At 56.4% G+C, this 25,259-nt stretch carries 20 protein-coding genes; 11 read left to right on the forward strand and 9 right to left on the reverse strand.

The features are described 5' to 3' along the window. Window positions 1-72: 72 nt before the first annotated feature. From VOI14_RS02335 to ahpF, 4 genes are all read left to right on the forward strand, one after another. Window positions 73-1,155: a hypothetical protein gene (locus tag VOI14_RS02335; RefSeq protein ID WP_323750423.1), complete on the forward strand. Its 1,083-nt coding sequence runs from the start codon at window positions 73-75 to the stop codon at window positions 1,153-1,155. Then, window positions 1,152-3,947 carry an EAL domain-containing protein gene (locus tag VOI14_RS02340; protein ID WP_323750424.1) on the forward strand — a complete coding sequence of 932 codons (2,796 nt, stop codon included), beginning with the start codon at window positions 1,152-1,154 and terminating at the stop codon, window positions 3,945-3,947. The genes VOI14_RS02335 and VOI14_RS02340 overlap by 4 nt, the downstream gene beginning before the upstream one ends. Window positions 3,948-4,167: 220 nt before the next feature. Beyond that, window positions 4,168-4,731: an alkyl hydroperoxide reductase subunit C gene (ahpC, locus tag VOI14_RS02345; RefSeq protein WP_323750425.1), complete on the forward strand. Its 564-nt coding sequence runs from the start codon at window positions 4,168-4,170 to the stop codon at window positions 4,729-4,731. Between the two features lie 229 nt (window positions 4,732-4,960). Further along, window positions 4,961-6,526 (forward strand): alkyl hydroperoxide reductase subunit F, encoded by a 1,566-nt coding sequence (gene ahpF / locus VOI14_RS02350; RefSeq protein WP_323750426.1) that lies wholly within the window; start codon window positions 4,961-4,963, stop codon window positions 6,524-6,526. 95 nt (window positions 6,527-6,621) lie between these two features. Here ahpF and VOI14_RS02355 read toward each other — a convergent pair whose 3' ends face one another. Further along, window positions 6,622-7,455 (reverse strand): TlpA disulfide reductase family protein, encoded by an 834-nt coding sequence (locus tag VOI14_RS02355; protein WP_323750427.1) that lies wholly within the window; start codon window positions 7,453-7,455, stop codon window positions 6,622-6,624. A gap of 347 nt (window positions 7,456-7,802) precedes the next feature. Between VOI14_RS02355 and VOI14_RS02360 the strand changes: the two genes are divergently transcribed. After that, on the forward strand, window positions 7,803-9,110 hold the full coding sequence (locus tag VOI14_RS02360) for a DEAD/DEAH box helicase (protein WP_323750428.1): 1,308 nt from the start codon (window positions 7,803-7,805) through the stop codon (window positions 9,108-9,110). Window positions 9,111-9,189: 79 nt separating this feature from the next. Here VOI14_RS02360 and VOI14_RS02365 read toward each other — a convergent pair whose 3' ends face one another. Together VOI14_RS02365 and VOI14_RS02370 are read right to left on the reverse strand one after the other, a co-directional pair. Further along, a complete protein-coding gene (locus VOI14_RS02365) occupies window positions 9,190-9,852 on the reverse strand; it encodes an OmpW/AlkL family protein (RefSeq protein WP_323750429.1) in 663 nt (220 codons plus the stop codon). Between the two features lie 160 nt (window positions 9,853-10,012). Beyond that, window positions 10,013-10,477 (reverse strand): helix-turn-helix domain-containing protein, encoded by a 465-nt coding sequence (locus tag VOI14_RS02370; RefSeq protein ID WP_323750430.1) that lies wholly within the window; start codon window positions 10,475-10,477, stop codon window positions 10,013-10,015. Window positions 10,478-10,567: 90 nt separating this feature from the next. On the opposite strand from VOI14_RS02370, the gene VOI14_RS02375 reads away from it, so the two are divergent. After that, a complete protein-coding gene (locus VOI14_RS02375; RefSeq protein WP_323750431.1) occupies window positions 10,568-11,680 on the forward strand; it encodes an NADH:flavin oxidoreductase in 1,113 nt (370 codons plus the stop codon). An 81-nt stretch (window positions 11,681-11,761) separates the two neighbouring features. Here VOI14_RS02375 and VOI14_RS02380 read toward each other — a convergent pair whose 3' ends face one another. Further along, window positions 11,762-13,273 (reverse strand): acetyl-CoA hydrolase/transferase family protein, encoded by a 1,512-nt coding sequence (locus VOI14_RS02380; RefSeq protein ID WP_323750432.1) that lies wholly within the window; start codon window positions 13,271-13,273, stop codon window positions 11,762-11,764. A 287-nt stretch (window positions 13,274-13,560) separates the two neighbouring features. Here VOI14_RS02380 and rluF point away from each other — a divergent pair, with 287 nt between their 5' ends. From rluF to VOI14_RS02395, 3 genes are all read left to right on the forward strand, one after another. Continuing rightward, a complete protein-coding gene (gene rluF, locus VOI14_RS02385) occupies window positions 13,561-14,583 on the forward strand; it encodes a 23S rRNA pseudouridine(2604) synthase RluF (RefSeq protein ID WP_323750613.1) in 1,023 nt (340 codons plus the stop codon). A 97-nt stretch (window positions 14,584-14,680) separates the two neighbouring features. Next, on the forward strand, window positions 14,681-15,313 hold the full coding sequence (locus VOI14_RS02390) for a MarC family protein (protein ID WP_323750433.1): 633 nt from the start codon (window positions 14,681-14,683) through the stop codon (window positions 15,311-15,313). Window positions 15,314-15,328: 15 nt separating this feature from the next. Then, the gene (locus tag VOI14_RS02395) at window positions 15,329-15,904 is read left to right on the forward strand and encodes a gamma-glutamylcyclotransferase (protein ID WP_323750434.1); all 576 of its coding nucleotides are present in this window, start codon (window positions 15,329-15,331) and stop codon (window positions 15,902-15,904) included. Here the strand turns inward: VOI14_RS02395 and VOI14_RS02400 are convergent. Beyond that, a complete protein-coding gene (locus VOI14_RS02400; protein WP_323750435.1) occupies window positions 15,850-16,812 on the reverse strand; it encodes a DMT family transporter in 963 nt (320 codons plus the stop codon). The two genes, VOI14_RS02395 and VOI14_RS02400, sit on opposite strands and share 55 nt — an antisense overlap. Before the next feature lie 137 nt (window positions 16,813-16,949). Here VOI14_RS02400 and VOI14_RS02405 point away from each other — a divergent pair, with 137 nt between their 5' ends. Then, window positions 16,950-17,897 carry a LysR substrate-binding domain-containing protein gene (locus VOI14_RS02405; RefSeq protein ID WP_323750436.1) on the forward strand — a complete coding sequence of 316 codons (948 nt, stop codon included), beginning with the start codon at window positions 16,950-16,952 and terminating at the stop codon, window positions 17,895-17,897. Window positions 17,898-17,915: 18 nt separating this feature from the next. Here the strand turns inward: VOI14_RS02405 and VOI14_RS02410 are convergent, their stop codons facing one another. Both VOI14_RS02410 and VOI14_RS02415 read right to left on the reverse strand, forming a co-directional pair. Further along, window positions 17,916-20,420 carry an acyl-CoA dehydrogenase gene (locus tag VOI14_RS02410; protein WP_323750437.1) on the reverse strand — a complete coding sequence of 835 codons (2,505 nt, stop codon included), beginning with the start codon at window positions 20,418-20,420 and terminating at the stop codon, window positions 17,916-17,918. A 79-nt stretch (window positions 20,421-20,499) separates the two neighbouring features. Continuing rightward, window positions 20,500-21,387, reverse strand: a complete 888-nt coding sequence (locus VOI14_RS02415) for an AEC family transporter (protein WP_323750438.1) — start codon at window positions 21,385-21,387, stop codon at window positions 20,500-20,502. Between the two features lie 101 nt (window positions 21,388-21,488). Here VOI14_RS02415 and VOI14_RS02420 point away from each other — a divergent pair, with 101 nt between their 5' ends. Further along, complete coding sequence (locus tag VOI14_RS02420; protein WP_323750439.1) at window positions 21,489-22,664, forward strand: PatB family C-S lyase; 1,176 nt, start codon at window positions 21,489-21,491, stop codon at window positions 22,662-22,664. A 16-nt stretch (window positions 22,665-22,680) separates the two neighbouring features. On the opposite strand, the gene VOI14_RS02425 is transcribed toward VOI14_RS02420, so the two are convergent. Both VOI14_RS02425 and VOI14_RS02430 read right to left on the reverse strand, forming a co-directional pair. After that, entirely contained in the window at window positions 22,681-23,610 is a 930-nt protein-coding gene (locus tag VOI14_RS02425; RefSeq protein WP_323750440.1) for a DMT family transporter, read from the reverse strand. A gap of 40 nt (window positions 23,611-23,650) precedes the next feature. Continuing rightward, window positions 23,651-25,093 carry a succinylglutamate desuccinylase/aspartoacylase family protein gene (locus VOI14_RS02430; protein ID WP_323750441.1) on the reverse strand — a complete coding sequence of 481 codons (1,443 nt, stop codon included), beginning with the start codon at window positions 25,091-25,093 and terminating at the stop codon, window positions 23,651-23,653. Window positions 25,094-25,259: the final 166 nt, after the last annotated feature.

Genomic DNA, 25,259 nt, shown 5'->3' on the forward strand with positions numbered 1-25,259 from the left:
TAGGAAAATCCCCTCCAAGCATAGAACAGTATCAGCCGTTTCAGTACCGCGACTGAGAAAATGGGAGAAGTTATGCGTACCCTTTTCAGTCATACCAAGAGCAAAGCTTGTCGATTCCTTGTGGGCGTGTCCCTTTTGTTACTCGCCACCTTATCCATGGCCCTAGAGCCCGTTCGTCTTGAGTCAGTCTCCGGCCAGGTCCAGTACCGGGTGAATGATCATGATCCCTGGAAACCAGCTGAAAAGGGATTGTCTGTCCAGGCGCCGGTCGAGTTTCAGGCTCTGGCGGATGGTTCTGCGCTGTTGAGCCAGGCAGGCTCCGAATTCGAGCTGAAAGGTGGCGCTCGCATTGCGCTGCACGCAAACCCGTCTGAGCCGGACGGGCTGGTTAACCGCATAAAACAATGGTTCGGAACGGTGTTTTATCGAATTGAACGCCAGCCGGATGAGTTTAGCGTAGAGACACCGTTTCTGGTTTCTACCGTAAAAGGCACCCGTTTTGTGATCGTGACGACCGAAACGTCGTCTTTGGTCACGTTAACCGAGGGAGCCCTCGAAGTCCTCGATATTGCCAGCGAGCAAACTCAGATGATGGCGCCCGGTGATGTGGTGGGTGTGGGTGAGGTGCAGGCAGGCATTCAAACGTTCCAGCAGTCCGAGCAGAAAAATAAGGCTGCGGCAGGCGAGAGCACCAGTAGTGTTAAGCCGGTGGTCGTCCAGGAGCCAGCCAGGTTCGAAGATCAGCTCGAAGAGCTGGTTGAGCTGGGTAATGTGCCGATGATGGGCTCCCGTGGTGGTGATGCGGGTGGCGGCTTGTCGGAAAATTCGGATGCTGAAATGGGCCAGGGTGAGCGGGACATGCCGGGTGATGGTTTAGGCCTCGATGCGGGCATCAGCGTGGGTGGTGCTCTTGATTTGGGGCTCGGCTTGGGTGTGGGCGACGGGCTAGGCGTGGATCTAGATGTGGGGGGAGAGAATCTCCTTGATCTGGATGTTGGTCTGGACCTGGGCCTCGAAGATGGCCCGGCCTTCATCGACAATGACGATGGTCATGATTTCGATGTCGACGATGGCTTTGATCAGGACCAAGATGATGGCCAGGACGACAATGGTTTGCTTGAGGATGTTCTGAAGCCTCTGAATTCGATGCTATGAGTTCTGTAAGGAGTGATATTTTCAGCCGACTTCGTTCGGCCCTGAAGGTTGTTCTTGCAGCCTTTTTGGCTCTTGCCATTTTCCTTCTGCTGCTTTGGCCAGGCATGCTGGAGCGCCCGGAAACCGGGCTGCGAGACCGCATTATCAGTCATCTGATGACGGAGCAGCCGAGCAATCTGCTGATTCTGGAGATTGATTCCGCCAGTATTGAGGCGGTGGGGCAGTGGCCTTGGCCCCGAAGTGTATACGCAACGGCAATAAACCAGCTTGCGGACGCAGGTATTCGCTCGCTGATGATTGATGTGGATTTCAGTGCAGAATCCAGTCTGGGTGGGGGGGCGCAACTGGAGCAAGCCGTCTCAGCCATTGGACAAACCGTGCCCACCTTTTTACCGGTGTTTGTTCAACGGCGTAGCCAGACCGAAGCCGAGCTGATGATTCGCCGGCCAAAGCCCGAATTGGCTGAAAGCGTTGAGTTGGTCTCCGTGAACATGCATCCCTCGGGCGATGGTTTGGTGCGCTCTCTCCCTGTCGGATTCCGTTGGCAAGAGGACTTCTATCGCGGCGCCTGGAGTGCGTTGGCAGGACAGGCGGACTATGGAACCTGGGTGGATTACACCATTGCTCCAGAGTCTTTTCGTTATGTCCGTTTTATAGATCTGTTAGAAGGTCGGGTACCGGAGGACGTTCTGCGTGGCAGGGATGTCTTGATTGGTTCCACCGCCATTGAGTTGGGCGACAATCTGGCAACACCGATTCATCAGGTGCTTCCGGGCGTGGTGATCCAAGCGTTGGGGGCCCAAACTCTGCGTAATGGAGGCTTGTTTGCCCTTTCGCCGTTGGCGGCGTTTCTCATTTTTGCTTTGGTGTTCCTGGCGGCCGCGCTAGTCTTCAGTCGCTGTAACTGGCGGCGCGGTCTGTTGACCTTGGGGTTGGCCATCGGTGTTTGGCTAGGTGTCTTTGTTTGGGCCTACGTTGACATGCACCTGTTGCTGGATGTGTTCAAGCCTGTTTTGTTAGTTGCGTTGGTGTATGTGGCGGTTAATCTTGCCCGGCTTGATACCGTTATGTTGGAACGGTTCTGGTTGCAAGTGAGCCTGCGAGATAACGAAGCACTGCTAAACCGAATTGTTGCGACCACCAACGATTATATTTTGTGCGTGGATCGCAATGGTCGGATTACCAAGGCGAATCAGGCCATCCAGACTCTGTGCGACCTCTCTGAAAGCGAGCTGGAAAGCGCTGCCTTGGACGAAATCATGCCCGATGCCCGGCATGGGGTGATTACGTTGCCAGATCAGCCTTTCGATACCCATCTGGTAACCCGAAGCGGGCACCACATACCGGCTCAGGCGACGGTTAGCCGGGTGGCCGTGTCTGGGGATGCGATTTTCACGGTGGTGCTTCGGGATTTGAGTGAGCGGGTCGAGCGAGAGCGGGAACTGGAATACCGCGCCAGCTACGACGCACTGACCGGCCTGTTAAACCGCTCGGCTTTCTTTGACAACGTCAATGAATCGCTCAAGGACAGCCCCGCGGGGTGCCTGATTTGTCTTAATATTGATTATTTCCGGGAAGTGAACGACACCTACGGCCATTCGGCGGGTGATGAACTGCTAACCGTGATCGCCGAACGCATCACCGGTTATGTCGCTAACTTGGGTTATTGCGCGCGCATAGACGGCGACGGTTTTGCCTTGTGGTTGCCGGGCCTGCGTTTTACGTCGGGGGGATCGCAGTTCTGCGAGAGCCTGCTGGAGCATCTCGAGCGACCACTTCCGCTGTCCCATGCTGCAGGAGCATCCGTGGAGGTGTCGGCAACCAGTGGTGCGGCGGATTATTGCAGTAAAGAATACGGTGAGGATAAGGCCGGTGATGACCGCTCTGCGACACCCGCTGAAATTATGCTGCGTCAGGCCACAGACGCCATGCGTTTGGGCAAACAGGAAGGTCTGGCGGTGCGTTGTTACAGCCAGCTTGACCGGCAGGCGGCCTTGCAGCGGTTGAAACTGGTGCCGGCGATACGAACGCACATTAATCACAACGCCTTTAACTTGGTGTATCAACCCAAGCTGGAGCTCAATACGCTGACGCCGATAGGCTGTGAAGCGTTGTTGAGGTGGCCGAAAAGTGCTCGGGAGTCTATACCGGTCACCCAGTTGATAGAGGTGGCGGAGAATTCGCGGCAAATCGTACCGTTAACTCGCTGGGTGGTGGAAACCTTGCTAGCCCAAGAAGCCGAGTGGGAAAAAGCCGGTCGCCCTCGACACCTGGCACTCAATTTGTCTCCGCGCTTGTTTAAGGACCGGGTATTCTTTGATGGCCTGAAAGATTTGCTGCGCTCCAGCGGCGGTTATTTCGACATTGAGTGTGAAATAACGGAAACGGCACTATTGGACAGCGAAGGCTTCGCACAGGCGATGGTTAGTGAGTTGGTAGAATGCGGTGCCACCATTGCGATTGACGATTTCGGCACCGGATACTCCTCGCTGGCCTATCTGCAGAGTTTGCGGGCATCGGTTCTAAAGATCGACAAATCGTTCGTATCACACATTCAGGATTTCCCGAACAATCAGGTGATTGTGCGTTCAACCATTAACATGGCTCATAATCTGGGCATGACCGTTGTGGCAGAAGGCGTGGAGACGCCCGAAGACGAGTGGTTCCTGAGGGAGAGTCGATGTGATCTGGTGCAGGGTTATCTGTACGCGAAGCCGATGGCATTGCCGGATTTTGACCACTGGCTGGCGGACCGAAAGCACGCCCGAGCCAGGCGTATGGCCTCCTCCTGACGCAGCGCTGCCACGAATCAATGGGTCTAGTGGTTACTATCCCTATTGCTAATATTTTCGAAGCTCCTACCATAGTCCATTACGCTGACATTGAATCATCAGATAGTTCACATCTATCCTGATCTTTTGAATTATCAATTTTACTAAAAGCGTCTCGTTGCTTAATCTAGGCATCGTAGATTCATCAACACGCACGTGTACCAACAGGAGATATTCTGAGATGGGAATTATTAACAGCGAAATCAAACCGTTTAACGCAACCGCCTTCAAACGGGGCGAGTTCGTAGAAATCTCTGAAGCAGACGTGAAAGGCAAGTGGGCGATCTTCTTCTTCTACCCTGCGGACTTCACCTTCGTTTGCCCAACCGAGCTGGGCGACGTTGCAGACAAGTACGAAGAGCTGCAGAAGCTGGGCGTAGAAGTGTTCTCTGTGTCTACCGACACTCACTTCACCCATAAAGCATGGCACGACGCTTCTGAAACCATCGGTAAGATCAACTACTACATGGTTGGCGACCAGAACGGCAGCATCACCAACAACTTCGGTGTCATGCGTGAAGGCCAAGGCCTTGCTGACCGCGCTACCTTCCTGATCGATCCGGATGGCGTGATCCAGGCGATGGAAATCACTGCTGAAGGTATTGGCCGTGACGCAGACGATCTGATGCGCAAAGTAAAAGCCGCTCAGTACGTTCGCAACAATCCTGGCGAAGTTTGCCCGGCTAAGTGGAAAGAAGGTGAAGCGACTCTGGCTCCGTCTTTGGACCTGGTTGGCAAGATCTAAGTTTTGCCTTAACGGTAAAGCTAACGAAAAGGTCCGCCCAGCGGGCCTTTTTTATTGGGCAATCGGTTGGGTATCGCAGGATATCGTTTTATAGGTATTTACTATCAAATGTTTATGGCTAATTAATTTGAGCTTTTGATAGTGAGTCTTTATCTTAGAGACATATTCAGTTTGCGACCGTTAATCATGCAAACATCTGATTTCACCTGAGTTGAAGGGAAGAGCCAATATGTTAGACGCCAATATCAAGCAACAGTTAAACGCCTACATGGATAAGCTGCAACAGCCGATTGAATTGGTGGCAGCGTATGACGACAGTGACAAGTCCAAGGAGCTGAAAGAGCTGTTGGAAGAACTGGCCAGCCTGTCAGACAACATCAACCTGCGGGATGAAGAGTCTGCGGATGTGCGTCGCCCGTCTTTTGCCATCAACCGGGTCGGAACCGATGTAAGTGTTCGATTTGCCGGTATTCCAATGGGTCACGAGTTCACGTCTCTGGTACTGGCGCTGCTGCAGGTGGGTGGTCACCCGTCCAAGGCGTCACAGGATTTGATCGAGCAGATTCAGGAACTGGACGGTGAGTTCGAGTTCGAAACCTACTTCTCGCTGTCCTGTCAGAATTGCCCGGACGTGGTGCAGGCGATGAACCTGATCAGCGTGCTGAACCCGAAGATCAAGCACACGTCCATCGACGGCGCTCTGTTCCAGGACGAAGTCGAGCAGCGTGAAGTGATGGCCGTGCCCAGCGTATACCTGAACGGCCAGCCTTGGGGCCAGGGCCGTATGACGTTGGAAGAGATCGTCGCCAAGCTGGACAGCAACGCCGGCGCGAAGGAAGCGGAGAAGCTGAACCAGAAAGATGCCTTCGACGTGTTGGTCATTGGCGGTGGTCCGGCGGGTTCCGCAGCAGCGATTTACGCCGCTCGTAAAGGCATCGCGACTGGCCTTGCCGCCGAGCGGTTCGGTGGTCAGGTGGGCGACACCATGTCGATTGAAAACCTGATATCTGTGCCTTACACCGAAGGCCCGAAACTGGTGTCTGCCATGGAGCAGCACGTCAATGAATACGACGTGGATGTGATGAACCTGCAGCGTGCCGAAAAGTTGATTCCGGCGGCCAACAAGGGTGGTTTACACGAAGTACGTTTGGCCAATGGCGCCTCGTTGAAATCCAGAACGGTGATTCTGTCGACCGGCGCTCGTTGGCGCCAGATGGGCGTGCCGGGTGAGGAAGAATACCGTAATAAGGGCGTGGCCTATTGCCCGCACTGTGACGGTCCCCTGTTCAAAGGAAAGCGTGTGGCGGTTGTCGGGGGCGGTAACTCCGGTGTGGAAGCGGCCATCGATTTGGCCGGTTTGGTCGGCCACGTGACTTTGATCGAGTTCGGCGAGCAGATGCGTGCGGACGAAGTGCTGCAGAAGAAACTGCGCAGCCTGAACAACGTAGACATTATTACCTCTGGCCAGACCACCGAGATCGTCGGCGAAAATGGCAAGGTCAGCGGCCTAAACTATAAGGATCGCACCACCGGTGAAGAGCATCACGTAGCCTTGGAAGGTGTGTTTGTTCAGATCGGCCTGGTGCCAAACACCGAGTGGCTGAAGGGTGACATTGAATTGAGCCAGCACGGTGAGGTGATCATCAACGATCGCAACGAAACCTCTATTCCGGGTGTGTTAGCGGCAGGAGATGCCACCACGGTGCCTTACAAGCAGATTGTGATCTCGATGGGTGAGGGCTCAAAAGCGTCTCTGAGTGCCTTTGACTTCCTGATCCGAAACTCGGTGGAGTAAGTTTACGCAAGTCTGATTGTCTCAGGCTGACCCCCTGGAACCGGTACCCGCAGGATGCGGCTACCGGTTTTTTTATGACGGCCCGAACCGAGTTTTTAATTGTTCCCGGGGGATGGCTCTGCGGTCTCAAAGCGTTCGAGGCTGCGAGCCAGGCTGGCGTGGGACAGTTCGCCCAAATGAGTATCCACCAGATTGCCCTGTGCGCTATAGAACAGGGTCGTGGGCAAGCCGTAGCTGCCGACAACACGTCCGAACTGGCCTTGGCGGTCGCTGAGAACGTGGCTGAGGTTCAGGTTTTGTTCCATCAAAAACTTACGGATGGTTTCCGGGTGCTCTCCCTGATTGGCAAACACGAAATTGATGTCCGGGTGTCGCTCTTGGGCTTCTTCCAGTACCGGCATTTCGCGAATGCAGGGTGGGCACCAGGTGGCCCAGAGATTCACCACCGTGGGTCGATTCTGGGCGATGGCTTCCAGGCTCACGGGCTTCTCGTTCAAGTCGGTCAGCGCGACTTCCGGTAAACCCTGAACTTGCTGGTTGATAAGGCCGATAACGCCGGTGGTAAAGCCCCAGGTGATCAGACCAGCCGCCACGGCAGAACCCAGTGCACGGCGGGTAGCCGCCTGTTTCCACATCCGGTAAGCGGTGAACAGCAGTGCCGCAATCAGACCGGTGACCATATCAAAGCCGCCGTCACGGATATCGATAATGCCCCACCAATCGTTCTGATAATGCTCGAAGTAACGTGCCACAAAAACAAGGCGGGCCGTGACCATGGCCACCAGAAAAATATCGGCCAGGGTACCGGACACTGGCGTTTGCCGTTTACGGCCAGTCAGGGCACCGACGATTAACGCGACCACAAAGGCTAGTACCAGAAGCAGGTGCTCAATCGAGAGACTAAGTGGGCCGATGCCGACGCTGATCATGAGATCTCCTGTGTCCATTTATTAAGTAATGAGCGTATGGCGGGTACTGACCGGAGAGCGGTTCGGGAGTTCCAGGCGGGAGGGTAAATAGTGCGGCCCCTAACAATAAACACTTATGGCTATTTCGAGAGTGCTCTGTTACCGTGCTCGCATCCTGCCTCTAGGGATTCCGCAGTTTTTGGCTTCAAGCCGCTTTGCGAACTATCCATACGACCTGTCAGAGGACGTCACCCCATTATCGGCGCGTGACCGTAGTCGTCTATTGTTCCATGAACTTTCATGGCATCTGCCCGCATTCGCCAACGACGGTGTTCGTGGAGGCAGAGTTAATCAAGAGTAAATTGTTTATGAGTTTTTCTTCCCTCGGTTTGTCCGAGCAGCTGGTCCGTGCCACTTCCGATCAGGGTTACGAAACCCCGTCTCCCATTCAGCAACAAGCGATTCCTGCGGTTCTGTCTGGTAAAGATGTGATGGCTGCGGCCCAGACTGGTACCGGCAAAACGGCCGGTTTTACTTTGCCCCTGTTGCAGCGTTTGTCTGAGAAGCCGCGCGCTGGCAAAGGCCCCCGCGCGCTGATTCTGACGCCTACCCGGGAGCTGGCAGCACAGGTTCACGACAGTGTGAATCTTTACAGCAAATACGTTCCTACCAAAGCCGCAGTGGTGTTTGGTGGTGTGAAGATCAATCCACAGATGATGAAATTGCGCAAAGGTCTGGACGTTCTGGTGGCGACACCGGGCCGTTTGATGGACCTGTACCAGCAGAACGCTGTGCGCTTCAACGAAGTGGAAATTCTGGTGTTGGACGAAGCCGACCGGATGCTGGACATGGGCTTTATCCGCGACATTCGCAAGATTCTTGCGCTGTTGCCGGCCAAGCGTCAGAACCTGCTGTTCTCGGCCACCTTCTCGAACGAAATTCGTGGTTTGGCTCAAGGCCTGCTTGATAACCCGGTTCAGGTAGAAGTTGCGGCACGTAACACGTCTGCGGCCAGCATTATGCAGTCGGTCTACCCGGTGGATCAGAGCCAGAAAACTGCACTGCTGAGCAAGCTGGTGCGTGACAACGCGTGGGAGCAGGTGCTGGTGTTTACCCGCACCAAACACGGCGCCAATCGCTTGACCCAGAAGCTGGAAAAAGACGGCATTACCGCTGCGGCTATTCACGGCAACAAATCTCAGGGCGCGCGTACCCGTGCCTTGGCTGATTTCAAGGCCGGTGAAGTCCGTGTGCTGGTGGCGACGGACATCGCTGCTCGAGGCCTGGACATTAAGCAGCTGCCGCAAGTGGTGAACTTTGAGTTGCCGAATGTTCCGGAAGACTACGTGCACCGTATTGGTCGCACCGGTCGTGCCGGTGAAAAAGGCCATGCCTTGTCGTTGGTCAGTGCCGATGAAGGCAAAATGCTGGCGGGTATCGAGCGACTGATTAAAAAGCAGCTGCCGCGTACGGAAATCGAAGGCTTCGAGCCGAAGAACAACCTGCCGCTGAAGCCGAAAGCCAAAGCGGATCCAAGTAAGGCTCGTAACCGTCGCCCTCAAGGCGGTAATGGCAAGAGCTTTGGGTCTAAGCCGGCTGGCCGTAGTGGTGGCCGTCAAGGCCAGGGCCAAGGGCAAGGCCGAAGTGGCCGTCCGGCTCAGCGCCAGACCGCATAAGTTGAACCGGTCATCCGGGTATTAAAAAGCGGGGCTTTTCAGCCCCGCTTTTTTGTGGGTTCCGGGAAAGTATTCCTGATCAGAACCTGTAGGTGAAGCCGACCATGTAAACCATGGGGTCGATCTCGACTTCAAATTTGTCAGTTTTAGTACCGTCAGCCATCGTTACCTGTGCATCGGTATCAATATCCGCCCACCACACGGCGGCGTTCAGGCCAAATTCTTCATTCAGCATGTAGTCCACACCAAATTCAACCGCGACACCAACACTGTCATCCAGATCCAGTTCACCCAGCATGGTTTTCTCTTCGAAGAAGGTCGTGTAGTTCACGCCGATCCCGGCATAAGGCTGGACAGCGGATGAGCTTTTCATGGGGAAGTACTGCAGCGTCAGCGTCGGTGGCAGATGTTTGGTTTCACCAATATCCCCCAAGGCGGCAATATCGCCGGCGCCGCTGATGTTGTGTTTGAACGGCGTTGCTGCCAGCAATCCTAAGCCCAGATTGTTGGTGAGCATGTAGGTACCACGAAGCCCCAGCTGCGTGTTGCTATCGACCGCGACACGGGCATCTGCGCCCAATGCTGCGACAGAGCCAACGGTAATAACGTCGCTGGAATCATCGGGCGCCACATGTATAGCGCCTGCACGCAGAACAACATCACCCGCTTCGAACGCCTGAGCGGCCGGTGCAACGGCCATTACGGCAGCTGCCAAAATACTAAGTTTGAAACCACGAGACATAACCATCTCCAAAATTGCGCCATTAATTGATGGCTCCAATTTACCGGTGATGGGGGGCGTGTTTTTGATTTAGCGCAATAAACTCAGCGCAGAGGGGAAGCGAGGAGTAAGATATTGATGTAGCTCAAAAAGCCGCACGGAATGCGGCTTTCTACACTGTTCAGCCGGCGCTTTTTTTGGCCTGCAGGTCTTCGGCAACCAATACGTCGCGAATGGTCAAGGGCTCGCCATCGCGGTTTTGCACGGTCACAGGCTGTATGGGTTGACCCGTTGCGCGGTCGCGCAGGTCCAGCTGTTCTCCGTCGGGCGCAGGATTCCATTTGTCGCCCCACTGGCGCAGGGCAACCACAACGGGAAACAGGTCTCGGCCTTTTTCGGTGAGTCGGTATTCAAAGCGGGAACCGTGCTCGCCGGCTTCAACTTTACGAAGCACTTCGTTGTCCACCAATTTGCTCAGGCGGTCACACAAGATGTTTTTTGCAATCCCAAGCTGTTGCTGAAAATCCACGAACCGGCGGGTGCCGTACATTGCATGCAGCACAATTAACAGGGACCACCAGTCGCCGACCTCATTCAGAGCGCGGGCAACGGAGCAATTGGAGTCATCAAAACGTTTTCTGGCCATGTATGTAAGTGTACCGAATAGGGTTGCATTGTGAAACCAACTTTAATAGGGTTGCTTTAAGAAACCAAATTAACGAGGTTGCACCGAAGTATGAACATGAATCTAGGCCCGATGTTTGAACCGTTTGAACTCAATACCCTGAAGTTGCGCAACCGCGTAGCCATGGCTCCGATGACGCGGAATTTTTCACCGAAGGGTGTACCGGGCGAAAACGTGGTGGATTACTACCGTCGCCGGGCAGAAGCCGGGGTTGGTTTGATCATCACCGAAGGTACCACTGTGAACCATGCGGGCGCTAACGGTTACCCGAATGTCCCTGCGTTTTACGGCGAAGAAGCCTTGGCCGGCTGGAAGAAAGTAGTGGATGCCGTACACGAAGCGGGCGGCGCGATCTTCCCTCAGTTGTGGCACGTGGGCGCTGTGCGCAAAGAAGGCACCGAGCCTGATCCGTCCGAACCAGGTTACAGCCCGTCGGGTCTGTTTGCGCCGGGTAAGCCTAACGGCAAGGCGATGAGCAAAGAAGACATTCAGGACGTGGTCAAAGCGTTTGGTGATGCCGCTCAAGACGCCAAGGCGCTCGGTTTCGACGGCGTGGAACTCCACGGTGCTCACGGTTACCTGCTGGACCAGTTCCTGTGGGAAGGCACCAACCAGCGTGACGACGAGTACGGTGGAAGCATGGAAAACCGCCTGCGTTTTGTGGTCGAGATTGTTGAAGAAGTGCGCCACCGCGTGGGCCCTGATTACCCGATCATGCTGCGATTCTCTCAGTGGAAGCAGCAGGATTATGAAGCTCGGTTGGTGAACAGCCCTGAAGAGCTTGAACAGTTCCTGAAGCCTTTGGCAGACGCCGGTGTGGATATCTTCCACGCATCCACACGCCGCTTCTGGGAGCCGGAATTTGAAGGTTCCGACTTGAACCTTGCTGGCTGGACACAGAAATTGACCGGCATTCCGACCATGTCTGTGGGCAGTGTTGGCCTGACTGAAGACTTCATCAGCGGCACCTTTGCCAGCAAGAAAGAGGCCGTTGAGCAGTCTGGTATTGATGAGCTGGTCGAGCGTATGACCAACAACGAGTTCGAGCTGATTGCGGTCGGCCGGGCGCTGCTGCAAGACCCGGAATGGCTGGTGAAAGTGCAAGAAGGCCGCTTGAATGAGGTTGATGCTTTCGCCAAGAAGTCACTGGCCAAGCTTTACTGATCGCTCCCTTCGATTCTGCGATCGTACTTAGCCGCGCGCCTTCGGGCCCGCGGCTTTTTTTTGGCTGGTTTAACCGTTCACTTACATGTGTCCACAGGTTTCGTACCTGTGGTGCCAGCTCAGGGCTTCGTCCAGCAGGTGCGGAGTGTGCATGCCCCGCTTGCTGTTGCAGGCGCGTTCAAAGTAGTCGCGCAACTGGGGCCGGAAATCCGGATGTGCGCAGTTTTCGATAATGTTCAATGCTCGCTGGCGGGGTGGTAGGCCGCGCAAGTCTGCCAGACCCTGTTCGGTGACGACAATTTGCACATCGTGTTCGGTGTGGTCAACGTGCGACACCATGGGCACGATGGTGGAAATGCTGCCGTCTTTGGCGGTGGAAGGGGTCATGAATACGGATAGATAACCGTTACGAGCAAAGTCACCCGAGCCACCAATGCCGTTCATGATGCGTGACGCCATCACGTGGGTGGAATTCACGTTGCCGTAGATGTCGGCTTCAATCATGCCATTCAACGCGATCACGCCCAGACGCCGAATCACTTCCGGATGGTTGCTGATTTCCTGTGCGCGCAGAACGATGCGGTCGCGGTAGAAATCGATGTTTTTAGCCAGTTCTTCGTTCGCCTCTGGGCTTAGGGAGAACGCGGTGGCGGATGCTTTGGCCAGCTTGCCGGATTTCAGCATAGCCAACATGCCGTCCTGCAGTACTTCAGTGAAAGCGGTCAGGTTATTGAATGGGCCTTCGTTCAACCCGGCCATCACCGCATTGGCTATGTTACCAACGCCGGACTGCAGCGGCAGTAATTCGGGTGGCAGGCGCTTCGCTTCCACTTCGTGGGCGAAAAATTCCAACAGGTGGTTGGCGATCCGTTGTGAGTTCTCGTCCGGAGGGCTGAACCGGGAATTGCGGTCCGGTGCGTTGGTTTCTACGACCGCAATGACCTTCTCGGGAGGACACATCAGATATTTCTCGCCGAAGCGTTCTTCTGGCCGGGTCAGGGGAATCGGTTTCCGGCGTGGCGGCAGGGCCGTACCGTAGTAGATGTCATGCATGCCTTCCAGGCCGGCACTTTGGCCTTGGTTTACTTCGAGGATGACCTTGTCAGCCTGATCGATCCAGGTCTTATTGTTCCCGACCGAGGAGGAGGGGATCAATCGGCCATCTTCCGTAACGCCGACCACCTCGATGACCGCGATGTCCAGCTTGCCGTAGAAGCCGGACCAGGCATGCTGAGCCACATGGGACAGATGAATGTCCATGTATTCCATCTGACCATCATTGATCTTCTGTCGGCATAACGGGTCGCTTTGGTACGGCAGGCGCATTTGAATGCCGTCGACCTCGGCCAGCGCACCGTCCAACTCTGGTGCGGTGGAAGCGCCAGTCCACACGCTGATCCGGAAGTTCTCATCCCGTGCTCGCGCTGCCCGAATGTGTTCCGCCAACGCCCCGGGTACCGCTTTTGGGTAGCCGGCGCCGGTAAATCCGCTCATGCCGACATTGACGCCGGAGGGAATCAGGGCGGCTGCGTCCTCAGCGCTCATGATGCGTTGGCGGAGTTTCGGACAACGAATTCGGGATTCGGTGGACATGATCGACCTCACGTTTTGGCAAACGGCTATGTAGGGGTATCGCGAAAGAGATGCCGGCTATGCACGAGAAATACAAAAGCGCTCTATTTTAGCAGCGAATTGGTAAGCCATCGTTAAAATCATGGGGAAAGTACGTAATCAATTAGTCTTAATATGGGGGATCTTCTATATCTTGGGCTTTATCGTTCGGGCAGGCGGTTGCCGTGTCTGCATCTCGATGGGATGATGCCCTCTGTGCGGACTGCGCTCTTGCAACTTACTTCAACCACCATCTCCGGCAGGACTTCATGGCCACCAAAACATCCACCCGTTTGAACAAATACATCAGCGAGAGCGGGATGTGCTCCCGACGGGATGCGGATCGTTACATTGAGCAAGGCAACGTCCACATCAACGGGCGCCGGGCGCAGGTCGGTGATCAAGTGATGCCGGGCGATACCGTGAAGGTGAACGGACAGGTGGTGGAGCCGCGAGATGAAGAAGACCTGATATTCATTGCGCTGAACAAGCCCGTGGGTGTGGTGAGCACCACCGACAGCGCCGAACGAGACAACATTGTCCGATTTGTTGGTCACAGTGAACGGATTTTCCCGATCGGCCGGCTCGACAAAGATTCCCAAGGCCTGATCTTTTTGACCAGTAACGGCGATCTGGTGAACAAGATCCTGCGTGCAGGTAACAACCATTCCAAGGAATACATCGTTACCGTTGATAAGCCGGTGACGAAAGAATTTATTAAGGGGATGAGCAGTGGTGTGCCGATTCTCGGCACAGTCACCAAGCCTTGTCCGGTGGAAAGAGTCTCTCGGTTTGTCTTTCGCATCACTCTGGTACAAGGGTTAAACCGCCAGATTCGGCGTATGGCTGAGCACTTCGGGTTCGAAGTCACCCGGTTGGAGCGGGTGAGGATCATGAACGTGAACCTCAGCGGTTTGCCCGTCGGCGCATGGCGTGATCTGACCGAAAAAGAATTGACCTCTTTGCTGGATGCTGTGCGGGACTCCTCATCCGAGGCAGCCGAGCCTGCCGCAAGCAAGCCGAAGAAGAAACCTGCCCGTTCGGGGGCTGGCGTAAAACCGGCACGAGCGGGTGCCAAGCCCGGAGGCAAGCCGGCGGCTGGGCGAGGCGGAAAGGGCGCGGGTGGAGCGCCCGGCAAAGGTCGAGGTAAAGGCCCGGGGCCCGGAAAACGGCCGGGCAGACCCGGTGGCAAGCCGGGTGATGGCCCGAAAGCGGGCGGGCGCAATCCTGCGGGTCCGAAGGGGCGGCCAGCAAAACCGAAAAAACCGCGTAAGCCGTCCATCAAGCGTTAAGTCCTTGATGGGCTGGAAATAGGTTCTCTTCCTTACGGCAGAATGACGTGGCAGGCGCTATCCTTATCGGCACCAATTCTCTGCCGGATTTCTTTGGATGCTTGAAACCTTTCTTTCCACTTACATCAGCAGCACCATCCGTTTTTTATTCCTGATTGCACCGTTTTTCGTGGTGACCATGTTCCTGGCGCTGACCCGGGGCTTGCCCGCTTCGGAGAAGGCATCGATTATTCGCCGAGCCTGTGTGTCTGCGCTAATCCTCGGCCTTATCTTGTTCTTTGCGGGCCCGCTGCTGTTCAGTGCGATTGGTATTACCCTGAACTCCTTTCGGATTGGTGCCGGCGCTTTGCTGTTCTTGACCGCCATCAGTCTGGTGACCAGTGGTACGCGTAATCACGCAACCAGTCTGCCAGACGAAGAGCGTGAAGACGTCGCGGTAGTCCCCTTGGCGATTCCGGTGATGATTGGCCCGGCGACCATTGGTGCGATTCTGGTATACGGTGCCGAGCTAAAAGCGGTGCCAGAGGTAGCCGGTGGCCTGTTGGGGCTGGTATCCAGTTTGGTTATTCTGGGTATTTTACTGAGGTTGTCGAGCTACCTGGAGAAGGTGTTGGGGAAAACCGGCTTGAACATCATGTCGAAAATCAGTGGTTTGATCCTGTCCGCCATGGCGGCGGAAATTGTCCTGACCGGCATTGCGGGCTTTATTGCCAGCACCCAGGCAGCCTGAGACACGAGGATAAGCATGCCCGCCAATACCATTGACCATAATCGGACCCGCCAGAATTTTGATGGTATCGAATCGGTGTGGCTGTTTGGTTATGGTTCGTTGATCTACAAGGTTGATTTCCCGTTTCTGGAGCAGAAGCCTGCGACCATTCGCGGTTGGGTAAGGCGTTTCTGGCAAGGCTCCCACGATCATCGCGGCACCCCGGAGGCGCCGGGTCGGGTGGTGACGTTGATTGAGCAGCCCGGGGCGGTGTGCAAGGGCATGGCCTTTCGGGTAGCGCCGAAGGTGTTCGAACATCTCGACGTGCGGGAAAAGAATGGCTACCTGCGCTTCAGCACCACCATGACCTTTGATGATGGCGGTCAGACCGAAGGGTTGGTGTACATCGCCACGGAAGATAACGACGCGTTTCTGGGCGAAGCCCCGGCAGAAGACATTGCCCGGCAGATTGCCCAAGCATTGGGGCCCAGTGGCCCCAACACCGATTACCTTCTTCGACTCGCCGAGTCACTCCGTGCACTGGGTGACGACTGCGATCACACCTTTGCGATTGAATCCTGCTTGAAAGAACAATTCTCTTCAGAGCGTTGATGTGCCTGGGAACTGGCCGAGTGCTCAGGGTCTCGCGGTGCGGGGTTAAAGCCCCGCGCCGGTGAACGCTTGCGGTTGCGCAGACCGATCAGAAGCAACGGCACGATGATCATCAGGCTGCCCACAATGAACCACAAATCGGGCACTTCGCCAAACCACATCCAGCCAATCGCCACCGCCCAGATCAGTCCGGTGTATTCGGCGCTGGTCACCTGATTGGCGTCGACCTGATGGTATGCCAATAACACGGCAATGTTGTAGCCCAGAATGAAGAACGCTGATCCTGCGGCGCTGATCAACATTTCCGGGTGCCATTCGGCGCCTTCCCAAAGGGCCAGCGCACCCGCTGCCGGTATGATCAACAGATAGTTCAAAAACAGCTTGTGTACGGTGCTTTGTTCTTGCGGCAACTTTCTCACCAGCACGGCGTTGATGGCCAGTGTCAGCGCGGACACCAGTGCCGCGATGGCGGCCCAGTTGAATTCGACCGGCCTCAGGATAATGATGATGCCGGCAAAGCCGCTGATCACGGCGGCCATACTCAAGCCGGTGAGCTTTTCCTTGAACAACACGGCAGACAACGCCATGACCATGATGGGCGCGGCATAAAACAGCGCGTTCGCGGTGGCCAGAGGCAGGTTGGTCAGCGCGATGACCATCACCAGTATGCCGGCCAGATGCACGTGGGCACGGATGGCGTGGATGCGGAAACCGCTGAACAGGTGGTCACGATTCAGCTTGCGCATCAACGGCAGTAAGAACACGAACGTGATAACGATGCGCAAAAAAGCGAACTGAAAAACAGACCCGCCCGGCTCCAACGTTTTGATGAAAATATCCGAGAGGATCGCCATAGCGTTGCCCATGACCAGTAACAAGATAGCGCTATTGACGGTTTTACCTGACATCCAATCCTCCCTTGATGTTAATTCGTTGAATCGTGAAAAGGGGCTGAATCCCCCGGTGACCTGTGAACATAAGCCTATCTATGATTTACTATCCGATAAAATGATCATTATTCACTAGCTATTAGAAAATTAGATAGATGAGACTTCCGCCCCTGAAAGCCCTGCCGGTGTTTGAAGCTGTTGCCAGGTTGACCAGTTTTTCCGCCGCAGCCGATGAGCTGTCGATTACCCAAAGTGCCGTCAGTCATCAGATCAAGCAGCTGGAAAGCTATCTCGGTGAGTCGTTGTTCTGGCGTTCGGGGCGCATGGTGACTTTGACTGATGAAGGCCGTCAGTATTTTGATGCCATTGGTTCGGCCTTGTTGCAGATTGAGCGGGCCAGTGAGCAGTTGTTGGGGCATGAAGAATCGCGGTTGCGGTTGTCGGTGTTCAGCTCTTTTGCCGTGCGCTGGCTGGTGCCCCGCTTGCCCGAGTTGCAGCGTTTGCACCCGCAGATTGATCTGGCACTGGAGATGAGCAGTCAGAATCCGGTGTTGTCAGACCGGGTGGCGGATTGCTTCATCACCATTTTCACCTCGGCTCCGGCATACAGTTACGAACATCTGTACACCGAACGCTTGTTCCCGGTGTGCAGTCAGGATTATTGGCAGCGGATACGGCGGGAAATGGGCTGGGACACGGAGCCCGACGCCCGTGGCGAGCTGGCAATTTTGCCCGAACAGATAGCCCGGTTTCCGCTGTTATCGACCCACAGCATTTTCGACAAGCAGGCCGGTGATTGGGACGCCTGGTTCCGTGCGGTGGATCAGTCGTTGCCGAGCGGTACTCGTGTTCAGCACTTCAGTCATATGTTGCTGGCGCTGGAGGCGGCGCGCTTCAATCAGGGCATCGCTCTGACCAACGACTACATGCTCAGTACCCGTAAGGACTCAGAGGATTTTGTTCGGCTGCCGGCTCATGCGGTGGTAACCGGGGACAAGTTCTATTTCGCCTGGAAGACCAGTCGTCGGCGGGAGCGGGGAATCCAGACCTTGCGGCGCTGGTTGGTGGATGAGGCTATCCGGGGTGGCTTGAGGGGCGAGTGAACGCCCCTCAATCAAGGGTTAGTGCTTTCTCTTGGGCCTTTCTACCACTTTTCGTTTGCCCTTGGCAGTTTTAGCCAGAGACTTCAGGCCATCGGCCTCAAACGCATCGACTCGAATCACGTCGTACAGCGCGGTCAGGGCCTCTTCCAGTTTCGGGCACTCGTCGGCCGTCACAATGCCCTGAGCGCAGGCCCAGTCCACCAGTTCTTTGCGCTGGTGGCCCATGAGCAGGGCAATGCCATCCAATTCATCCTCATCGCGGTTGCGAATGGCTTCGTGCAGACGCTGGCGCATCTCGTGTGTTTCGTTGGCCAGTCGGTAGGCATTCAGCACACGCCCTAACGGGTCGTCTGGGTCTTGAGTGGTGAAGGTGCCGCGGCTCACCCGTTCACGAACGGGCGTGTCGTCCACGATGGTCGCAGCCACTTTCGCGCCCAGCTTGTCGTTCGGGCCATTCAGGCCCGTCGCGCCGAGCGGGAAGACCAGGATTCGCAAAGGCCAGCGAAGTGCGGGGACCGGGAAGTTGATGATGGCTTCGCGCATGGAATTTTGCAGGTCATGCAGGCAGGTTTGCAGGCTCCATTCCACCAAGTCGCGTTGATCCTCCGGATACCCTTCTTCGTGCCACTGTTTGATAACGGCGGTCGCGTAGTACAGCTGCACCAGACAGTCAGCCATGCGGCCGGACAGCCGCTGCCGGGCTTTCAAGCCTCCGCCTACGGTCAGTAGCGTCACGTCGGTCATCATGGCGAAGGCGGCGGAAAAGCGCCCGAGCTGGCGATAATAGCGTTGGATCTCACCTTGTCTGGGGGCCGTTTCCAAGCAGCCCTTACTTAACCCCAGTACGAACGCACGCAAAGAGTTTCGGGTGGTGTGGGCCAGGTGGGTGTAGAAAATGTTGTCGAATTTCTCGCTCGCGGCTTCCTCATCTTCCATACCGGCCGCTTCGATTTCATCAACGATGAACGGATGGCAGCGAATGGAGCCTTGCCCAAAGATCATCAGGCTGCGGGTCAGAATGTTGGCGCCTTCCACGGTGATGCCAATGGGCACGGCTTGGTAGGCCCGGGCCAGGAAGTTGCGAGGGCCGGTGATGACACCACGGCCCGCCACAATGTCCATGGCGTGGTTGATGACTTCGCGCATCAGGTCGGTGTTGCGGTACTTCAAGACCGCCGAAGGCACCGCTGGGCGAACACCCCGGTCGAGCATACCCACGGTGAGCAAGCGGGCGGCATCCATCATGTAGGTGTAGCCAGCGATGGGCTCCAGAGCTTCCTGAACCCCTTCGAACTGACTGATGGTGCGGCCAAACTGCTCCCGGGTGAACGCGTAAGAGCCGGTGGCCAGACTGGCCAGTTTGCCGGCGCCAGTGCCCAGCGCGGGCAGTGAGATTGACCGGCCGATGGACAGGCATTCCAGCAACATGGTCCAGCCTTTGCCGAGCATGTCCTGTCCACCAATGACCTGATCCATAGGAATGAACACCTCGGTTCCCCAAGTGGGCCCGTTCATAAAGACGGTGTTCATTGGTAGGTGGCGAGTGCCTGCGTGCACGCCCTCGGTATCGCGGGGCACCAGCACACAGGTCACGCCGATCTCGTCTTGTTCGCCGAGCAGGTGTTCCGGGTCGTAAACCTTGATGGCGAGGCCTATCAGAGAGGCCACCGGAGCCAGCGTGATATAACGCTTGTTCCAAGTCACCTTCAGGCCCATCACTTCCTCGCCGTTCCATTCCCCTTTGCAGACAATGCCTTTGTCCGGGATGGCGCCGGCGTCGGAGCCCGCGATCGGTGAGGTCAAGGCAAAGCAGGGAATCTCTTCGCCGCCGGCGAGGCGGGGCAGGTAATGTTGTTTCTGGCTATCGGTGCCGTAGTGCATCAGCAACTCGCCCGGGCCTAAAGAGTTAGGCACCATCACGGTGACCGCGGCCGACACACTGCGGGTGGAAATTTTCATGACGATTTCGGAATGGGCGGTATTGGAGAAGCCTTTGCCGCCGTCTTCTTTGGGGATTACCAAGCCAAAGAAGCCGTTCTTTCGAATAAACGACCAGACTTTGTCGGGCAAATCATAATTTTCATGGGTGATCTGCCAGTCATCCAGCATCTTGCACAGTTCTTCCACCGGGCCGTCGAGGAACGCTTGCTCTTCGCTCGTGAGGTGCGCCGGTGCGGCGTCCAACAGCTTGTTCCATTCCGGTTTGCCGGAGAACAGCTCGCCGTCCCAGTCTACCGAACCGGATTTCAGGGCTTCTTCTTCGGTGGATGAAAGCTTGGGCAGGCGGCTTCGAACCCAGCCGAGTAGAGGTCGGCTGAGTTTTTCCCGGCGCAGTTTGCTGGGGATTACGATCAGCAAGGCCAGTGCCAGTAACAGGCCGCCGATTAGAAAACTGAGGATGTGCCAATCGTCTTGCGCTACGCCGACCAGGGTGGCTACGGACATCACGATCGCAGCGGTTTTCCCGCCTACACTGAAGTAAATCAGCACCAACGCACTGAGAACAAGAAGCAGAACGCTCAAGGGAAGACCTCCGTACCGGTTACGAAATCAGCAAACTGAATTCTAACCATCGGCCATAAAAAGCGTTGTTGCAAGTTGCCTAAAGGTAACCAGCCGCAAACACCAGTCCCAATACGATAGGCATCACCACCAGACTGCCGAGGTTGCTGATGAGCACCAGCGATGCCACTTTGTGAGGCTCTTGGCGATACTGTTCGGCCACCATGTAGTTCAGAACGGCCGGAGGCAGGGCTGCAAACACCCAGAATGCGGCTACTTGCAAGCCCGGAAGGTCGAGCAGGGCAATTAACGGCCACGCCAGCACCAGGCCGCTGAGGGGGCAGGCGACGGCGCCGATCATGCCCAGCTTCCAGTCGCTGAAGTCCACGTCCAGCATGCGCACCCCTAAGGCAAACAACATCAGCGGAATGCACACGCCGCCCAGCATGTTCAGGGCCTCAAGCAACCAGCTGGGCAGGGCCACGCCGCTGAGGTTCACCGCAAGGCCGGCGATGCTGGCAAAGACGATGGGTTGGCGCAGGCGTTTCAGCACGGAGGTATGCCGGTCCAGCATGTACAGGCCTACGGAAAAATGCAGCAGCATTTCCACAATGAACAGCACGATGGCCGCCGGCAGCGCCGCTTCGCCGAAGGCCAGTACCAGCAACGGAATGCCCATGTTGCCGGAGTTGTTGAACATCATCGGTGGCAGGAAGGTTTTCAGGTTCAGCTCCAGCACCCGGGCTAACGGGTACAGGATAAGGCCTGAACCCAGCACCACCACGGTTGCTGCCAGTGCCAGCCAGCCATAGTCCTGCAAGGGCGCTTGCTGGTCGGCTAATACCGCGAACACCAGCATGGGCACAAAAAGCTCCATGTTGAGCAGGTTCAGGCCCTGGATGTCCGGGGTCCGGTAACGTCCGTACAATGCACCGCAGCCGGCGATCAGGAATACGGGTAGCATAGTGGCTAGTATTTGGGCGATCATAAAATTTCCGGTGCAGACTGTGTTGAAATTAGGCAGGTTCGCAAGTCTGACCGGTTTCGACAAGTAGCTGTTGGTAGCGTCAATGGAGAGTGACTGAGCCTATGGATTTTGATCAGCCGATAAAGCGGGAAAACACCGCTTCTGTGAAGTTTGATGTGCGCAAGGCGGTGTTTGGCCGTGACGACGTGATTCCGGTATGGGTCGCGGATATGGATTTCGCCGCTCCCGAGGCGGTGACAGCGGCGTTGAAGGCCCGGGCTGAGCATCCGGTTTACGGTTACACGATTTTCCCGGACAGCCTTTACCAATCAATGATTGACTGGTTTTCCGAGCGCCACGGTTGGCGTATCGAGAAAGATTGGATTCTGATGGCACCGGGCGTAGTGCCGTCGCTTCATGCCGCCTGTATGGCCTATGCCGCGCCCGGTGAAGGCGTGATCATCCAGCCGCCGGTGTATCCACCCTTTTTCAGCTCGGTGCAGCAGAGCGGCCGAACGGTGATCGAGAACCCGTTGGTTCAGGACCCCGAGACCGGCCAATACCGCATGGACCTGGACCATCTTGAGCAATGCGCGGCTCGGCCGGACGCTCGTATTCTGATGTTTTGCTCGCCTCACAATCCGGTTGGCCGGGTGTGGTCTGAGGCCGAGCTGAACGCGGTTCTTGAGATCGCGCGCCGGCATGAGTTGGTGGTGCTGACCGACGAGATCCATTGTGATTTGGTGTACCCGGACAAACCCGCTCACACCATGCTGGCCCGGCTGGCGGGTGAGGGGGATGCTCTGGTGACCGCCATTGCTCCGAGCAAAAGTTTCAACATGCCCGGTTTGGGGTTGTCGGCACTGGTGATTCCCGACCCGGAGCGTCGCCGAGCGATAAAGGCAGTGTTTGATTCCCTGCACCTGCCGCAATGCAATCCGTTCAGTGTGACAGGCTTTGAAGCCGGTTATCGCCATGGCGGAGCGTGGCTGGATCAGCTGATGGGTTATCTGCAAGCCAATCGGGACTATGTGTTGGAGCAGGTCGCTTCGCGTTGGCCGGGTATCCGAGTGACCGCGCCGGAAGGCACGTATCTGATGTGGTTGGACTGCCGGGATCTGGGGATGGACGATGCCGGGCTGAAACGATTCTTTGTGCAGCAGGCGGGTGTTGGTTTGAACCCTGGTATTACCTTTGGCGAGCCGGGCAGCGGTTTTATGAGGCTGAACATTGGCTGCGCGCGGGTGGTTCTGGAACAGGTGCTGGCCCGTGTGGAGGTGGCCCTGGCGGAGCGTTGAGGTGGCGCTATCTCGGCTAAACCGGGGGGCGTCGGCCCACCCGGGTTGCCAGCAGCAGCCCGGACAGAATCAGCGCACCGCCAATCAGATGGGCGCCGCCCAGCGCTTCATCCAGAAAAATGCTGGCTAGAATCGAGGCAAACACCGGCACCAGATACATGAAAATAGCCGCTTTGGCGGGGCCAATCTGCTGCACGCCGTAATTCCAGAAGCCATACGCCAGAATGCCGGGGAAGATGGCGAAGTACAGCAGCGGTAAAGCGGTGCTGCCAGACCAGGTGAAACCGCCGGAAAAGAACAATAAGTCGATCAGATAGAACGGAAACAGCACACAGCTGCCCAGCAAAATCTGGGTGGTGAGAAAGGTTAGCGGTGGCAGCGGTACAGCCTGGCGCCGAAGCAGTACCGAAAACAGCCCCCAACTGGCCACTGCCGCCACCATAATCAAATCCCCGGGTTGGGCTTGCAGGTTGATCAGAACGGCCGGATCACCTTGGGCCACCACCGTGAGAATGCCCAAAATGGCCAAGCCAATGCCCAACGCCTGCAGAGGGCGGGTTTTGTCTCCCAGCAGCAACCAGGCGAGCAGCGCCACAAAAATGGGTATGGTGGCGTTGATCAAAGCAATGTTGGTGGCGGTGGTGGTCAACGCGGCGTAATACAGCAACGAGTTGAACGCGGCCACGCTGAAGGTGGCCAGCGCCAGCATGGAGCCGAGATGCTGGCGAATCACCCGCCGGTGGCGCCAGATGCCGGGCAGGCCCAAAGGCAGCAAAATGCACAGGGCAATGATCCAGCGCCAGAACGACATGGAGAGCGGGGGAATGCTGTCCACCGTTCCTCGAGCGACCACCGCGTTACCGGCCCAGAACAGGGGCGTCAGTACTAAACCGATGTAGGCCAGCCCCGGTGTTCGGGACACGATTCTGGCGTTCTCTGCAGCCACGTCCATTCCTTCAGGCCCGTTGCATTAAACGCCTAGCATACTACTCTCCCGGAACTTCTGCCTCGGTACCAACGTGGTAGGCGGCAAACCCCGCCATCACCACCTGGTCGACGGCCATCCCGATGACACGGCCGTTAGCGTTGGAGCGAATCGGGTACTGCTCGTTGGTGATGGGGTCAGACACATAACCGAGAATCTCGCCTTCGGAAATGCGATCGCCCAAAGCCACTTCGCTGAACAGAATGCCGCCGTGCTGGGTGCGAATCCAGAGGGAGTCGTAGTACACCGGTTGAGGATCACCCCAGACAAACATCCGGGAGATCATGCCGTGCTTTTCCATCAGGCTGTTCAGGCTGTTCACACCGGCTTTGATCTGGTGCTCCTGAATGCGCAGAGACTCCCCGGCTTCCAGCGTCACGGCACGGATGCCCGCGTTAACCGCGGCCGTTCGTAACATGCCTTCAGAGCCCGAACTGTGCACCACCGCCATGCGGTCAAAACCCTTGGTAAACTCAGCCACTTCCGGATTGTTCATGTCGGCGCGCAGTTGGGGCAGGTTGGTGCGCTTGAGCGACCCGGTGTGAATGTCCACCAGCATGTCGCAGTGACGGATGACGTTATTGAACAGGGAATGGGCGATTCGGTCGGCCAAGGTGCCATCGGGTCGACCCGGGAAATAACGGTTCAGGTCACGGCGGTCGGGCAGGTAACGGGTGCCCTGCTGGAAACCGGTGAGATTCACGATGGGTACGCCGACGACTTGGCCACTCAGTTTGGCGGGGTCGAGGTCGTACATGGCACGACGCACGATTTCGATGCCGTTTAACTCGTCACCGTGGACCGCGCCGGTCAGACACAGGGTGGGTCCGGCGTGGGCGCCGTTGACCACCAGAACGGGTGTGATCTGGGACAGGCCGGCTATTTGGATATTTGGAGACCAGGCAAGACGAGTCGAGGTACCGGGCAGCACTTCTTTGCCAAGTATGGCAAAGGTTTCCGAGGGAATGGGCTCGGCTTCAGCCAGCTCTGATTCGCTTTCCGGCGTTGGAGCTTGCTCCTGAGGCTCTGCGGTTTTGGTTGTTGCTGCCTCGTCTTGCGCGGGCTCCGGTTCGGGCTCGGGCATCGGTGCGACTTCTTTCAGGTCCACATTGGGTGCAATTTTCCGCGGCTGCTTGGGTTGGGTAGCAGAGGGTTCTGATGTGGGCTTATTTTGATTTTCCGGTTCAGCGGCCTTTGTTGTTTCGGGCTTGGCTGATTTTTTGGCTTTGGGCGCTGCCTCCTTCTGGGTGTCGTGCCGGGGCTCGGAATGAACGACATCCTCAACACTTTCGTCTTCGGCCAGCTGCGCAACCAAAGCAGCCGGAGGTTCGGAATCCGCCTGTGCATGTTGGCTATCAGCCACCGCGCCCACCGATGTCAGTGACAGGAAAAAACAGGTGAACCATGTGTGGGTGGTGCGGTTGTGATGACGTTGAAACAGCATAAATCCTCGAGTACTTTGACCAAACGGCCCTAGGATAGGGCTCGCAGCGACTAATGAATACGGCTGTGAAGAAGCTGTAATGCCGTTTTCATAATTCGGCGCCGCATTCAGACAGCTGATTGTGTATAACTGAACTATCTTGTGATCATAGATACTGTTATACCGA

The sequence above is a fragment of the Marinobacter sp. genome, from assembly GCF_034669625.1.
GTDB lineage: Bacteria > Pseudomonadota > Gammaproteobacteria > Pseudomonadales > Oleiphilaceae > Marinobacter.

Bases quoted from the DNA above. Each gene is read 5' to 3' on its own strand.
- VOI14_RS02400 (WP_323750435.1), bottom strand. From the start codon at position 16,812: ATGTCAGGTAAAACCGTCAATAGCGCTATCTTGTTACTGGTCATGGGC.
- VOI14_RS02335 (WP_323750423.1), top strand. From the start codon at position 73: ATGCGTACCCTTTTCAGTCATACCAAGAGCAAAGCTTGTCGATTCCTT.
- VOI14_RS02370 (WP_323750430.1), bottom strand. From the start codon at position 10,477: ATGGCCAGAAAACGTTTTGATGACTCCAATTGCTCCGTTGCCCGCGCT.
- VOI14_RS02415 (WP_323750438.1), bottom strand. From the start codon at position 21,387: ATGATCGCCCAAATACTAGCCACTATGCTACCCGTATTCCTGATCGCC.
- VOI14_RS02390 (WP_323750433.1), top strand. From the start codon at position 14,681: ATGCTTGAAACCTTTCTTTCCACTTACATCAGCAGCACCATCCGTTTT.
- ahpF (WP_323750426.1), top strand. From the start codon at position 4,961: ATGTTAGACGCCAATATCAAGCAACAGTTAAACGCCTACATGGATAAG.
- VOI14_RS02420 (WP_323750439.1), top strand. From the start codon at position 21,489: ATGGATTTTGATCAGCCGATAAAGCGGGAAAACACCGCTTCTGTGAAG.
- VOI14_RS02360 (WP_323750428.1), top strand. From the start codon at position 7,803: ATGAGTTTTTCTTCCCTCGGTTTGTCCGAGCAGCTGGTCCGTGCCACT.
- VOI14_RS02405 (WP_323750436.1), top strand. From the start codon at position 16,950: ATGAGACTTCCGCCCCTGAAAGCCCTGCCGGTGTTTGAAGCTGTTGCC.
- VOI14_RS02365 (WP_323750429.1), bottom strand. From the start codon at position 9,852: ATGTCTCGTGGTTTCAAACTTAGTATTTTGGCAGCTGCCGTAATGGCC.
- VOI14_RS02430 (WP_323750441.1), bottom strand. From the start codon at position 25,093: ATGCTGTTTCAACGTCATCACAACCGCACCACCCACACATGGTTCACC.
- VOI14_RS02395 (WP_323750434.1), top strand. From the start codon at position 15,329: ATGCCCGCCAATACCATTGACCATAATCGGACCCGCCAGAATTTTGAT.
- VOI14_RS02380 (WP_323750432.1), bottom strand. From the start codon at position 13,273: ATGTCCACCGAATCCCGAATTCGTTGTCCGAAACTCCGCCAACGCATC.
- ahpC (WP_323750425.1), top strand. From the start codon at position 4,168: ATGGGAATTATTAACAGCGAAATCAAACCGTTTAACGCAACCGCCTTC.
- VOI14_RS02375 (WP_323750431.1), top strand. From the start codon at position 10,568: ATGAACATGAATCTAGGCCCGATGTTTGAACCGTTTGAACTCAATACC.
- VOI14_RS02355 (WP_323750427.1), bottom strand. From the start codon at position 7,455: ATGATCAGCGTCGGCATCGGCCCACTTAGTCTCTCGATTGAGCACCTG.
- rluF (WP_323750613.1), top strand. From the start codon at position 13,561: ATGGCCACCAAAACATCCACCCGTTTGAACAAATACATCAGCGAGAGC.
- VOI14_RS02340 (WP_323750424.1), top strand. From the start codon at position 1,152: ATGAGTTCTGTAAGGAGTGATATTTTCAGCCGACTTCGTTCGGCCCTG.